Annotated in this window: 14 protein-coding genes; 8 read left to right on the forward strand and 6 right to left on the reverse strand. The window is 71.9% G+C overall.

The genetic code is table 11. The annotated features are described in order from the left end of the window. Window positions 1-51 precede the first annotated feature (51 nt). Genes ACSU6Z_RS02365 through ACSU6Z_RS02375 form a run of 3 tightly spaced genes read left to right on the forward strand, consistent with a single transcriptional unit; the run spans window position 52 to window position 1161 of the window. Window positions 52-318 (forward strand): acyl carrier protein, encoded by a 267-nt coding sequence (locus tag ACSU6Z_RS02365; protein ID WP_437042366.1) that lies wholly within the window; start codon window positions 52-54, stop codon window positions 316-318. A 1-nt stretch (window position 319) separates the two neighbouring features. Next, window positions 320-799, forward strand: a complete 480-nt coding sequence (locus ACSU6Z_RS02370) for an SRPBCC family protein (RefSeq protein WP_437042368.1) — start codon at window positions 320-322, stop codon at window positions 797-799. Between the two features lie 26 nt (window positions 800-825). Next, window positions 826-1161 carry a TcmI family type II polyketide cyclase gene (locus ACSU6Z_RS02375; RefSeq protein ID WP_437042370.1) on the forward strand — a complete coding sequence of 112 codons (336 nt, stop codon included), beginning with the start codon at window positions 826-828 and terminating at the stop codon, window positions 1159-1161. Window positions 1162-1259: 98 nt separating this feature from the next. Here ACSU6Z_RS02375 and ACSU6Z_RS02380 read toward each other — a convergent pair whose 3' ends face one another. Together ACSU6Z_RS02380 and ACSU6Z_RS02385 are read right to left on the reverse strand one after the other, a co-directional pair. Further along, complete coding sequence (locus tag ACSU6Z_RS02380) at window positions 1260-2249, reverse strand: amidohydrolase family protein (protein WP_437042372.1); 990 nt, start codon at window positions 2247-2249, stop codon at window positions 1260-1262. Further along, entirely contained in the window at window positions 2246-3901 is a 1656-nt protein-coding gene (locus ACSU6Z_RS02385; protein WP_437042374.1) for an FAD-dependent oxidoreductase, read from the reverse strand. The genes ACSU6Z_RS02380 and ACSU6Z_RS02385 overlap by 4 nt, the downstream gene beginning before the upstream one ends. A 216-nt stretch (window positions 3902-4117) precedes the next feature. Here ACSU6Z_RS02385 and ACSU6Z_RS02390 point away from each other — a divergent pair, with 216 nt between their 5' ends. Both ACSU6Z_RS02390 and ACSU6Z_RS02395 read left to right on the forward strand, forming a co-directional pair. Then, the gene (locus tag ACSU6Z_RS02390; RefSeq protein WP_437042375.1) at window positions 4118-5377 is read left to right on the forward strand and encodes a cytochrome P450 family protein; all 1260 of its coding nucleotides are present in this window, start codon (window positions 4118-4120) and stop codon (window positions 5375-5377) included. Further along, complete coding sequence (locus ACSU6Z_RS02395; protein WP_437042377.1) at window positions 5374-5784, forward strand: antibiotic biosynthesis monooxygenase family protein; 411 nt, start codon at window positions 5374-5376, stop codon at window positions 5782-5784. Before ACSU6Z_RS02390 ends, ACSU6Z_RS02395 begins: the two co-directional genes overlap by 4 nt. Window positions 5785-6024: 240 nt before the next feature. Here the strand turns inward: ACSU6Z_RS02395 and ACSU6Z_RS02400 are convergent, their stop codons facing one another. Further along, window positions 6025-6624, reverse strand: coding sequence for a hemerythrin domain-containing protein (locus tag ACSU6Z_RS02400; RefSeq protein WP_437042379.1), 600 nt, complete (start codon window positions 6622-6624; stop codon window positions 6025-6027). 371 nt (window positions 6625-6995) lie between these two features. Next, on the reverse strand, window positions 6996-7160 hold the full coding sequence (locus ACSU6Z_RS02405; RefSeq protein WP_437042381.1) for a hypothetical protein: 165 nt from the start codon (window positions 7158-7160) through the stop codon (window positions 6996-6998). 366 nt (window positions 7161-7526) lie between these two features. On the opposite strand from ACSU6Z_RS02405, the gene ACSU6Z_RS02410 reads away from it, so the two are divergent. Beyond that, window positions 7527-7685: a hypothetical protein gene (locus ACSU6Z_RS02410; protein WP_437050530.1), complete on the forward strand. Its 159-nt coding sequence runs from the start codon at window positions 7527-7529 to the stop codon at window positions 7683-7685. A 541-nt stretch (window positions 7686-8226) separates the two neighbouring features. On the opposite strand, the gene ACSU6Z_RS02415 is transcribed toward ACSU6Z_RS02410, so the two are convergent. Together ACSU6Z_RS02415 and ACSU6Z_RS02420 are read right to left on the reverse strand one after the other, a co-directional pair. Continuing rightward, window positions 8227-9240 carry a hemolysin family protein gene (locus ACSU6Z_RS02415; RefSeq protein ID WP_437042382.1) on the reverse strand — a complete coding sequence of 338 codons (1014 nt, stop codon included), beginning with the start codon at window positions 9238-9240 and terminating at the stop codon, window positions 8227-8229. Further along, on the reverse strand, window positions 9237-10571 hold the full coding sequence (locus tag ACSU6Z_RS02420; RefSeq protein ID WP_437042384.1) for a hemolysin family protein: 1335 nt from the start codon (window positions 10569-10571) through the stop codon (window positions 9237-9239). The genes ACSU6Z_RS02415 and ACSU6Z_RS02420 overlap by 4 nt, the downstream gene beginning before the upstream one ends. A 549-nt stretch (window positions 10572-11120) precedes the next feature. Here ACSU6Z_RS02420 and ACSU6Z_RS02425 point away from each other — a divergent pair. Then, window positions 11121-11339 (forward strand): hypothetical protein, encoded by a 219-nt coding sequence (locus ACSU6Z_RS02425; protein ID WP_437042385.1) that lies wholly within the window; start codon window positions 11121-11123, stop codon window positions 11337-11339. Between the two features lie 93 nt (window positions 11340-11432). Beyond that, the gene (locus ACSU6Z_RS02430) at window positions 11433-12428 is read left to right on the forward strand and encodes a sporulation protein (protein WP_437042387.1); all 996 of its coding nucleotides are present in this window, start codon (window positions 11433-11435) and stop codon (window positions 12426-12428) included. Window positions 12429-12447 lie beyond the last annotated feature (19 nt).

Below are 12447 nucleotides of genomic sequence, written 5' to 3' on the forward strand. Positions count from 1 at the left end.
TCGCGGACCGGCGGCACCCCCTCGGCACCCGGTACGACAAGGAGAAAGCACATGGCCGCCGAAGCGACCCCACTGACCGTGGAAGAACTGGCCGCACTGATGAAGAAGGCCGCCGGCGTCACCGTCGACCCGCAGGACCTCGCGAGCCGGCTGGACAGTCCGTTCGCCGAGTTCGGGCTGGACTCCCTCGGCCTCCTCGGCATCGTGGGCGAGCTGGAGAACCGGCACGGCTGGGCCCTGCCCACCGACGCGGAACGGTGCAGGAGCCCTCGCGCCTTCCTCGAGCTCGTCAACGGCACCCTCACCACCGGAGCTTGACATGGCAGGACACACGGAGAACGAGATCACCATCGCCGCACCCGTCGACCTGGTCTGGGACATGACCAACGACCTGGAGCGGTGGCCGCGGCTGTTCAGCGAGTACGCGTCCGTCGAGATCCTCTCCCGCGAGGGCGACACGGTGACCTTCCGGCTGACGATGCACCCCGACGAGAACGGCAAGGTGTGGAGCTGGGTGTCGGAACGGACGACCGACCGCGACAAGCTCACCGTCCGCGCGCGCCGCGTCGAGCCCGGGCCGTTCGAGTACATGGAGATCCGCTGGGAGTACGAGGAGACCGCCGACGGCACCCGGATGCGCTGGACGCAGGACTTCGCCATGCGGCCCGACGCCCCGGTCGACGACGCCGGGATGACGGACATCATCAACCGCAACTCGGCCGTGCAGCTCGCCCTCATCCGCGACCGCGTCGAGCAGGCGGCCGCCGATCGGCGGACCGCACCCGGCACCCCCGCCTGAGCGACGCGGTCGCGGAAGGAGACCCCATGCACCACGCCCTGATCGTCGCCCGGATGGACCCGCGGTCGGCCCCGCACATCGCCGAGGTCTTCGCGGACTCCGACCGCGGTGAACTCCCGCACCTCGTCGGGGTGACCCAGCGTTCCCTCTTCCAGTTCGGCGATGTGTACATGCACTTCATCGAGGCCGACCGGGACCCGGGGCCCGCCGTCGCGCGGGTGGCCGAGCACCCGGAGTTCCGCGCCATCAGCAAGCGGCTCGAAGCGTACGTCAGCCCGTACGACCCGCAGACCTGGCGCGGTCCGAAGGACGCGATGGCGCAGTGCTTCTACCACTGGGAGCGGGACCGGCCCGCCCGCTGAACGGCACCGGAAGGCCGCCGCCCGAGGGGCGGCGGCCTTCCGGTGCGTCCGGTGTGCCGCGGTGCGGACGGTACGCCGGGCCGGGACCCGGCGCCGCCTCAGCCGGCGAGCGCGGGCAGCAGCCGCAGGGCGTTCTCCCGGTTGATGCCGCGCAGCTGGCCCTCCGTCAGGGCCGGGTCGTTGTCCAGCGCCGGCACGGTGACGCCGGCGACGACGTGCGCCGGCGTGGGCGGCCAGTCCGTGCCGAAGAGGATGCGGCCGGGGTCGACGGTGGTCAGCAGGGTGGGCGTGGCCGAGGGGGACATGGGGCCGGCCGTGTCGTAGCAGAAGCGGTGCAGGTGGTCGCGGACGCGGCCGGGCTCGATCGCGGGGGTGAGGTGGCCGCCGAGCAGTTCGAGCCGGTCGGCCATGTAGGGCAGGAAGCCTCCCCCGTGCGGGAGGACGAAGGTGAGGTCCGGGTAGCGGTCCAGGACGCCGCCCTTGATGAGGTTGACGGCGGCGCGCGTGGTGTCGACGAGGAAGTCGCACACGAAGGGCGGCATGCCCGGCAGCCCCGCGCCGCCGCTGCCGCCCTTGCCGGCCGGCACGTCCATGGGGTGGGTGCTGACGACCGCGGACCGTTCGTTCAGTTCGGCCAGCAGGCGGTCGTGCGCGGCGTCGCCGAGGTAGACGCCGTCCATGCTCGTCCTGGTGCTCACCCCGACGGCGCCGAGCTCGTCGAGGCCGTACTCGATGCTCCACCGGGAGAGTTCGAGGTCGTCGAGGAAGACGGGGGTGAAGAACGCGAAGCGCGCGGGGTGCTCCGCGACGACCTCGGCCGCGGCCCGCAGGGCGACGCGCGCGCTCTCCCGGCGCTCGGCGCGGTCGCGGAACCGGCCGAGCATCGCCACGGTCATCACGGACGTGCCGATGCCCGCCTTGTCCATCAGCTCCAGGGCCGCGTCCAGGTCCCAGCGCGTCCACCAGGGCAGCTTCTCCCGGCTGACGATGCCCCGTTCCTCCGCCCAGTCCAGCCAGGCCGGCGCGGTGAAGTGGTGGTGGACGTCCACCCGGCCCGCGGCGGGGCCGTCGTGATCTGCTGTCGTCATCGCCCTGTCCTCTCCTCGGTTCCCCGGTCGCGGCACACGACCGTCTGCAGCACGTTCGCCAGTACGCGGTCCGGGTACGGCAGGTCGGCGTGCGCCCGCCACGCGACGAACCCGTCCGGGCGCACCAGCACGGCGCCCTCCTCGGTGGCGCCGTGCAGCTTCGCCCAGTCGGTCTCCGGCTCGGGGACCAGGTCGCAGTCCGGGCCCTCGCCCACGAGGTGGGCCCGGACGGGGACGCCCGTCCGCTGTGCGGCCTGCTTCGCCGCGTCCCGCCACGCCCGTCCCCCGGGCCCGCACAGGAGGGTGAAGGAGCCCTCGTACAGGTCCAGCGTGGAGATCCTGGCCCCCTCCCGGGTGACCCACATGTGGGGTGCGCGGCTGCCCGGGTCGCCGCCGAGCCGGAAGGCGTCCGGGAGCACGGGCTGCTCCGGGAGGGCGCCCATGACGGCGCGCGACGCGTAGCGGTAGCAGAGCGCGACGGTCATGAGGTCGGCCGGGTCGTCGTTGCGCCCCTTGGCGAGGTCGAACCCCGGGTGCCGCTCCTCGACCGCCTGCTGGGAGGCGCGCGTGCTGGTGGCGAGGGCGACGGGCCGCCGTTCCCGCTCGTAGGTGTCCAGCAGGGGCTCGCCCGCCCAGCCGCGGAGCACCGCGGCCAGTTTCCAGGCGAGGTTGTGGGCGTCCTGGATACCGGTGTTGGAGCCGAACGCCCCGGTGGGCGGCATCTCGTGCGCCGAGTCGCCGGCCAGGAAGACCCGGCCCCGCCCGTAGCTGTCCGCGACCCGCTTGGAAGCGTGCCAGGGCGCCTTTCCCGTGATCTCCACGTCGATGCCGGGAACGCCGGCGGCGGCCCGGATGTGCGCCGCGCAGCGGTCGTCGGTGAAGTCCTCCAGGGTCTCCCCGCGCTCCGGGGACCAGGGGAGGTGGATCACCCACCGCTCCTCGTTGTCCACCGGCAGCAGCGCCCCCTCGCCCCGCGGGTCGGTGACGTAGCAGACGACGAACCGCTTCTCCCCGACGTGGTCCTTGAGCCGCTTGCTGCGGAAGGTGACGCTGACGTTGTGGAAGAGGTCGCCGGGCCCCGACATGCCGATGCCCAGGCGCGTGCGGACCGGGCTCCTGGGCCCGTCGGCCGCCACCAGGAAGCCGGCGTCCACGGTGTAGGTCTGCCCGGTGTCCCGGCGCACGAGCCGGGCCCGGACACCCCCCGGGTCCTGGGTGAAGGAGACCATCTCGGTGCCGAAGCGGACGTCCCCGCCGCGGCGGGCGTGCTCCAGCAGCACCGGCTCCAGGTCGTTCTGGCTGCACAGGCACCAGTCCGAGGAGCTGACCTCGCGGACGTCGACGCCCGCGGAGATGCCCCGGATGATCCAGTGGCGCTTGCCGCCGGTGAGGGTGTCCACCTGGAGCACGCCGTCGTTGCGGGCGAGCGTGCGGGCGGCCCTGCGGATGTCCGCCTCCAGTCCGGCGGTCCGGAAGATCTCCATGGTGCGCACGTTGTTCCCGCGTCCGCGCGGATGCGTGGACGTGCCGGTGTGCCGCTCCACGAGGATGTGCTCGATCCCGAGTCGCCCCAGGAAGACGGAGGTGGAAAGACCCACCAGGGATCCGCCTACGACCAGAACGGGTACGGATTCCACTGCGTGTCCACTCACTGATTCACTACCCCCATCCGGCGGTGCCCGCTGCGGGGCGTCGTGGACCGGCCTGTCGGTCAGTCTTTACCAAGCGGGAGGCGCCGACCCGCACCCCTCGCGGTGATCCGCCCCGGATGGCGCAGCACCGTTTGCCACCCGGTGCCGCGCGGGGAACCGTGGCCACTGACCACGCCGCATCGCTGCCGCCGGCAGCTCGCTCCCCCGGGACCAGACATGTCGCAAGCGTTCGCATCCGAGGAACTGTCGTCCGACGAGGCCGCGGCCGCGGCCTCGTCCTGCAGCCGGGAGTTCCGCGCCGACCCGCACCCCGTGTACGCCGTGCTCCGGGAGAAGGCACCCGTGTGCCCGCTGTCGCCTCCCCACGGGGTGCAGACGTACCTCATCACCCGGTACGACGACGCCCGTGCCGCCTTGGCCGATCCCCGGCTGAGCAAGGACATGTACGGCGCCCTCGACGCCTACCACCGCATCTTCGGCGACTCGTCGATCGCCCTGGACGACAACATGCTCTTCTCCGATCCCCCCAAGCACACCAGGCTCAGGAGGATCGTCGGCAACGTCTTCACCCCGAAGCGGGTGGAATCGCTGCGCCCGCGCGTCCAGAAGATCGTCGACGACCTGCTGGACCGCTGCCCGGCCGCCGAACCCTTCGACCTGCTGCCGGAGTTCTGCTTCCCGCTGCCGCTCCAGGTGATCTGCGATCTGCTGGGCGTCCCGGAGAACGAGCGCAGGCAGGCCCAGGAGTGGTCCAGCACCGTCGCGCAGACCGGGTTCGGCCCCGAGGCGAGGAAAGCGCTGGAGGTGGCCGAGGGCAACCTGCGCGACTACCTGGTCGACCTGATCGCGCGCAAGCGGCGGGAGCCGGACGACGGCCTGCTCAGCGCGCTCGTCACCGCCCAGGACCAGGAAGGCGCGCTCACCGACCACGAGCTGGTCTCGACGGCGTGGGTGCTGCTGTTCGCGGGCCACAAGACGACCGCGTACCAGACCGGCAACGCCGTCTACCACCTGCTCACCCAGCCGGAGCAGAAGCGGCTGGCGCTCCGGGACGCGGGCGCGACGGCCGCGGCCATCGAGGAGATCTTCCGGTTCGAGCCGTCCGTGGAGAACTCGACGTTCCGCTACGCCAAGGAGGACGTCGTCGTCCGGGACACGCTCATCCCCAAGGGGGCGCTCGTGCAGATCTCGATCGCCGGGGCCAACCGCGACCCGGACGCCTTCGCCGATCCCGACCGGATGGACGTCACGCGCCCGAACGTCCAGGCGTCGCACCTCACCTTCGGCTTCGGCCCGCACTACTGCATCGGCGCCCCGCTGGCCCGGCTGGAGATGCAGACCGCCCTCACCACGCTCTTCGGGCGGTACCCGCGCATGGACCTGGCCGTGGCGCCGAAGGACGCCCGCTGGCTGACCGTGCCGTTCCCCGCCTTCCGCGGGCTGGCGGAGCTCCCCGTCCTCCTCGACCCGTCGTGACCGGCCTGCCGGTGGACGGGGACGCGGCGCCGGCGCGGGTGCGCGTCGTCCGGTTGCTGCGGGTGCGCGAGGGCAGGGAGGACGCCTTCGTGAAGGCGTACCGCGGCGTGCGCGAACGGGCCGTGCGCTTCCCGGGCCACCTGGGCGAGCAGCTGTGCCGCTCGGTCGACGAGCCCGGCCGGTGGCTGCTCACCAGCGAGTGGCGGAGTCCGGAGGTCCTCAGGCGGTGGCGCGCCGATCCCGGGCACACCGCGCTGGTCGAGCCGATGAACGCCTGCCTGCACGATGACCGGTGGACAGCGGTCTTCCACGTCGTCGACGCCTCGGACCCCTCGGACGCCCGTGACGCTCATGGCGTCCGCGACGCTCGTGGCGGGCACGGCGGGCGTGAGGTGGCGAACGGCTGACCGGGGCGGCCCGTGGCGCGGGCCCGCCGCAGGAACGTCGCGTCCCCGGTCCCCTCGCTCGGGCCCGGGCGGGGGTCCGGGGACGCCCGTCGCAGCCGGCGGGCCGGACCCGGACCCCGTTCTCGAAAGGAAACCGGACGAAAACCCGGACAGGACGTCGGCGGGGCAACACGGGGACGGGCGGGCCGACGGGCGCCCCGGCTCGGCTCACGCCGCCCGCGGCCCGGCCGGACTGCAGGTCTACGCCGTTCCCGACCTCCTGTGTCCGAGCGCGTCGCGCACCCGGTCGTAGAGGCTCAGCGGCACGCCCAGCAGGGCGTTGCCGGGCGGGCGGCGGGGGACGACGGGGTGGGGGTGGGTGGGGGCGGTGCGGCGCACCGTCTCCCAGGCCGTGCCCAGGCGGCGCAGTTGCGCGCCGTCCACGGCCTGCTGCAACCGGGGCAGGAGCAGGTCTTCCTCGTCCCTGATGTCCTGCTGGACGAGGGTGAAGGCCCGCCGCACCTTCTCCTCGCGCTCCGGGTCGCCGGGGGCGAGGCGTTCGATGTCGGAGACGAGGTCGTTGATCTGCTGGTGCTCCTCCTCCACCCGGGAGGTCAGCTCCTCGCCGTCCGGGACGGAGCGCCGCACGGCCGGCCACAGCACGGTCTCCTCCGCGAAGGCGTGGCTGAACACCAGCTGGACGACCTCCTTCAGCGCCCGCTCGCGGTCCTCGCCGTCCGGCAGGGTCCGGTACCGCTCCATCAGCCGGTCCATCTCCACGTGGTCGCGGCGCTGTCGCGCCAGGACGCTGTCCGGGCCGCCCAGCTCCTCGACGGTCTGGTCCGCGATGCTCCTGGTCATGGTCCGCTCCTTTCCGCGCACCGGCGACGGGGCCGGCCCGGGCCCCCGGCGACCGCCGGAGGCCGGGGGGTGGGTACCCCGGCGCGGTGCGGCGTACCGTACGAATAGCGCGTCCCGCGGTACGCGTGCGCGCACTGCGTTCCGGTTCGTCGTGGGACGACCGACTCGCTCGGGCCCTGCCGGACGCGCTCACGGAGGCAGAGCGTGAACAACTGGTGACGGCCGCGGTGGAGCATCGCGGCGGCGGAGTGGATGTCTCGTCCCCGGAAACGACGCCTTCCTGCCGCAGTGGAAGTGGACCGGACCGGACCCGGCGCGTTCCGCCCTTGGCCCGTTCGCCGATCGGGGAACGACCGGTCGTGTCCGCAAAGTCAGGGCAGCCGGAGCCGCAGGCAGGCAGGGACGGCCATCGCCTGGTAGTGGCGGGTGAGTCTGCCGTAGCGGGCGGCCAGGGCCTTGGTGCGCTCGAGCCGGTTGAAGCAGCGCTCGATGACGTTGCGGCGCTGCGGACGTCCCGAACCCCCGGGGGCGATCACCGACGGTGGGCGGGGAGCTGGCAGCCGTGCGAGGCGTGCGGTTCCGTACCCTCCAGGGCTGATCACCGACGTACGACAACGTCCGGCGCGAACCCGAACCCGCGCCCAGACCCTTTCAGGGCTGGTCACCGGCTCGCGATCCTCACCGGCCTCAAATGTCCGAGTTCAACGGAGTGCGGTCGGCACCGGAGTCGGCACCGCACCGTCAAATCACCCTGAACCGCGCGTCTCGGACAGTGCTCACCTCGGCCTCCTTCGCCCCTCTGAACCGCCCTTTCGTGAGCCGGCATGGTGGCTGCGCGCATAGCCGCCCCCCGAACTATGGCGCCCCACCACATACGCCTCTGATCTGCACGTTCCTACCGTGTGGCGACACGCAACCGTCCCGTCGAACGCCAGGAAGTGGTGCCGATGTCGTCGCCCGCGACCGCTCCCCCGGCCCCGTCCAACCTCAAGCGCATCGTCGCCGTCGGCCTCATCGGGACCACCATCGAGTGGTACGACAACTCATCCGATCGGGGCTAGGACCTGCGGTTTTCTATCATTCCGCCCTTTGAGGTCAGCACGGGACCAGCACCGGGTTTGCGGCGCGCCGACTCGACGCCGGCCGGCCCGCGTCGCAGCGCGCTCCACCGCCCCCGACGGCCTCCGAACATGGTTGCTCGGTGTCACCGACAGCCTGAGCCGACGGGGACAAGCCAACCGCCCGATGAGGGGCAACGCCATGCGAATGGCCGAAGCAGGCAAGGTGCGCCTCACGACACGGTGACTTCGTCCTCCTGACCCGCCGGGCGGACCGATGAGTCCGCCCGGCCGAGGCAACGCGAGCGCCCGTGCCTGTGACGGACACCCGGCTGAGAGCACCACGCGTACGCAGATTCGCATCAGGCCGCCTGGACCACCGCCTCGGGCTCGAGGCAGGTTGAGCTCGATCTGCATCGTGGAGACGGCGTCCATCGGACACCTCGGGCGTTCGGGACCGTCGGGCGTCGCATGCGCGTAGGTCTGGCGGGTGAACCTTGGATCCCGACGTCCCGACCACTCAGCCATGTCCGTCACCGGTACGTCAGGCGGCGGGGCCGACGAGTTCGGACAGGACGTCTTCCATGGTGACGAAGCCGATCACGGTGCCTTTGTCACCGGTGACGGCGGCGAGGTGGGTGCCGCCTGCCCGCATCGCGGTGAGGGTGTCGTCGAGGGGGGTGTCGATCTGCACGCGGATGACGGGGTGCAGGGCGGTGCGGGGAAAGGGCTTGTGCCGCTCGGCGACGCCGATGGCGTCCTTGACGTGCAGGTAGCCCATGATCGTGCCCCCGGGGCCCAGCACGGGCATCCGGGAGTAGCCGGCGTCGGTGGCCGCCTTCTCCAGCTGCGCGGGGGTGACGCGGTGATCGACCGTGCTCATCCGGGCCGGCGGTACCAGGACCTCGCCGACCGGGCGGGTGCCGAGTTCCAGGGCGTCGCGCAGCCGTTCGCCGTCGGCCGGGTCGAGGAGGCCGGCCTGGCTGGAGTCGGTGACGAGACGGGCGAGTTCGTCGTCGGTGAAGACGGCGGCGACCTCGTCCTTGGGCTCGACCTTCAGCAGGCGCAGCAGGGTGTTGGCGAAGGCGTTGATGCCGAAGATGACCGGCTTGAGCGCGCGGGTGAGCGCGACCAGCGGCGGTCCGAGCAGCAATGCGGTAGGTACTGGGGCGGCCAGGGCGATGTTCTTGGGCACCATCTCGCCGAAGAGCATGTGCAGGTACGTCGCGAGCGTCAGGGCGATGACGAAGGCGATCGGGTGGATGAGCCCCTCGGGCACGCCGATGCCGTGGAAGGGCGGTTCCAGCAGGTGGGCGATGGCCGGCTCGGCCACGGCGCCGAGCACCAGGGAGGAGACGGTGATGCCGAGCTGTGCGGTGGCCATCATCGCCGACAGGTGCTCCACGCCCCACAGTGTGGCCCTCGCGCGCTTGTTCCCGGCCTGGGCCTTGGGTTCGATCTGGCTGCGGCGTACCGCGATCAGGGCGAACTCGGCACCGACGAAGAAGGCGTTGGTCAGCAGGGTCAGAGCGCCGATGAGCAACTGGACGGTGGTCATCGGGTGATCTCCTGCTCGGCGCGGTCCGCGGCTGCGGGGGCGGTGAGGGTGAGGCGGTCGGCGCGGTGGTGGTCGACGTCGAGGACGGTGATGTCCCATCCGTCGACGTGCACGGTGTCTCCGGGCTTCGGGATGCGTTCCAGGAGGGTGGCGGTCAGGCCGGCGAGGGTTTCGTACGGGCCGTCCCCGGCGTCCAGGCCGATCTCGGCGAGTTCATCGGTGCGGACGCCGCCGTCTGCTTCCCAGACCCGGCGCCCGTCCCCGGTGTCGGGCCGGGGCAGCAGGTCGGGCGCCTCGTGGGGGTCGTGTTCGTCGCGGACCTCGCCGACGACCTCTTCGATGATGTCCTCGACGGTGGCGACGCCGGCGGTGCCGCCGTACTCGTCGATGACCACGGCCATGGTGCGCTCGGTGCGCAGCCGCGCGAGGAGGGTGTCGACGGGCAGGCTGTCCGGCACCAGCAGCGGCGGCGTGGTCAGGTCGGTGACCTGCGTGACCGGCCGCTTGTCCTCGTCCAGGGCGAGGACGTCGCGGATGTGGACGGTGCCGATGATCTCGTCCAGGCTGTCGCGGTAGACGGGGAAGCAGGACAGGCCGGTGGCGTGGGTGAGGTTGACCACGTCCGCCGCGCTGGCGTGGTCTTCGAGAGCCTGGACGTCCACCCGCGGGGTCATGACGTTCTCGGCCGTCAGCTCTCCCAGATGCAGGGTGCGCACGAACAGCTCGGCGGAGTCCTCCTCCAGCGCGCCCTGGGCGGCGGAGTGCCGGGCCAGGGCCACCAGCTCCTCCGGGCTGCGGGCGTGAGCGAGTTCCTCGGCCGGCTCCAGGCCGAAGCGGCGCACGAACCGGTTGGCGGTGCTGTTCAGATGGCTGATGAAGGGGCCGAAGGCGGCGGTGAAGCCGCGCTGCGGGGTGGCGACGACCTTGGCCACGGCCAGCGGCCGGGAGATCGCCCAGTTCTTCGGCACCAGCTCACCGACGACCATCAGCACCACCGTGGACACGGCGACGCCCAGAACGGTGGCGATCGTGGAGGAGGCGCCGCCCAGGCCGATCGCGGCCAGCGGGCCGCGCAGCAGTGCGGCCAGGGACGGCTCGGCGAGCATGCCGATCACCAGTGACGTCACGGTGATGCCGAGCTGGGCGCCGGAGAGCTGGAACGTCAGCCGCCTGACGGCCTTCAGCGCGCTGTCGGCGCCGCGCTCACCGGCCTCGGCGGCACGCTCGAGGTCAGCGCGCTCGACCGTGGTCAGGGAAAACTCGGCCGCGACGAACACCGCGCACGTGAGCGTCAGCGCCAGGGCGAGCAGGAGCAGCAGCAGTTCGGTCACCGTGCCACCCCCCGTTCGCAGCTCGTCGGGCGGGGTATGGCACGGCTCGTACTGGGAGGTTCACCCATTGCGGGTCTGTTGCTCCTTCATCACTCACCCGCCCCCGGGCACAGGGGCGGGAGGTCTTCACCGGGGAGGGAGTCTCCTTCACTCCATGGTAAAGGACCGGTAAAACCACCTTGCGGGGGCGGCTGGTCACGGTGCGTTTTCGGACTTTCAACGCCCCGGCGGCCGGACAGTGTGTCGCGACCCGCCGGTCCGACCCTATGCTTCTACAGTCGTGTAGAAAAAGCGAGGGGGCAGCTGGGTTATTCCCGGTCTCCCCCGGGTGCACACCTGCAGCCGGGAGGCGGTGAGTGATGCCCGGCCGCCAGTTCCCCACGGGGGTGGGCAGGGCGCCGTCCGTCTCTGGCCGCGTGCCCGAGGGCCGGACTCGCTCAGCGGCTCCTCGCCGGCACGACACCGGTGTCGTCACATCGGGACGGCGCCTGCGCGACCCTGCGGCCGCGCACCACTGGTTTCGCTCGCTATCGGCCTGGGAGGGCATACGTGGCTTCGATCGATCTGGACAAGGTGCTGGACAAGGCATGGGCGGACAAGCCGCTGACCGAGATCCTCGCCGCCCCGGTCTCGGCGCTGAAGGGGGTGTCCGACCGTGACGGCGAGCTGCTGAAGGAAGCGTTCGGCGTCACCACCGTCGCCGACCTCGCCGAGCTGAAGTACGTCCGCTGGGCCCAGGCCCTGGCCGCGCTGGATGCGGCGAAGTAGTCACCTCTCTGCGGTGCCGCCGACTCTCCCGGTCCGGGGGACCCGGCGGCACCGCGCCCCCCGTTTTTCGCACGTGAAGGAGTGAACGCCGCGATGGTGTTCAAGAAGTTGCTCGGCGCGCTCGGCGTGGGCGGCCCCACCGTGGACACGGTCCTGGACCCGGGCCCGGTCCGGCCCGGCGGCAGCCTGACCGGCCAGGTGCACCTGAAGGGCGGCAGCGCCGACTTCGACATCGAGCAGATCACCCTGGAGCTGGTGGCCCGGGTGGAGGCCGAGCACAACGGCGGCGAGACCGAGGGTGTGACGGTCTTCGGCCGGTTCACCGTCGCCGGCGGCTTCCGTCTGATGGAGGGTGAGCAGCGCAGTGTGCCGTTCGCGGTGGCGCTGCCGTGGGAGACGCCGATCACGGAGCTGTACGGGCAGGCGCTGGGCATCGTGCTCGGGGTGCGCACCGAGCTGGCGGTGGCCGGTGCGAAGGACAAGGGCGACCTCGATCCGCTCGCCGTTGCCCCGCTGCCGGTGCAGGAGGCGGTCCTCGAAGCCCTCGGCCGGCTCGGCTTCGGCCTCAGGACGGCCGACCTTGAATACGGGCACATCCGCGGCACCGGGCAGCAGCTGCCGTTCTACCAGGAGATCGAACTCGCCCCCGCCCCGCAGTACGCGCACGTCATGCGGGAGCTGGAGGTGACCTTCCTGGCCAACCCCGGCGGCATGGAAGTCGTCCTGGAGGCCGACAAGCCCGGCGGGTTCTTCTCCTCCGGCCACGACGTCGTCAACCGGCACGTCGTCAGCCACGAAGGCGCCGACCAGCGCGACTGGACCACCGTCGTCGACGCCTGGATCCGCCAGATGCTGGCCAGCCACGGCCACCACAGCGCCCCCGCCCCCTACGGGCACGCGGACGTTCACAGTGCCCACCACTCCCACGGCCATCACGACGGCCACGGTGGTCACCGTTCCGGGCCCGGCATGGGAACGGCCGTCGCCGCGGGCGCGGCCGGCCTGGCGGTCGGCGTGGCCGGCGGTCTCGTCGCAGCCGAGGTCGTCGACGAGGTCGGCGACTTCTTCGAAGGCGACGACGAAGCCTGAACCATCCCATCGACACAGG

Source organism: Streptomyces sp. enrichment culture (assembly GCF_964273145.1).
In the GTDB taxonomy this organism is placed as follows: Bacteria; Actinomycetota; Actinomycetes; order Streptomycetales; family Streptomycetaceae; genus Streptomyces.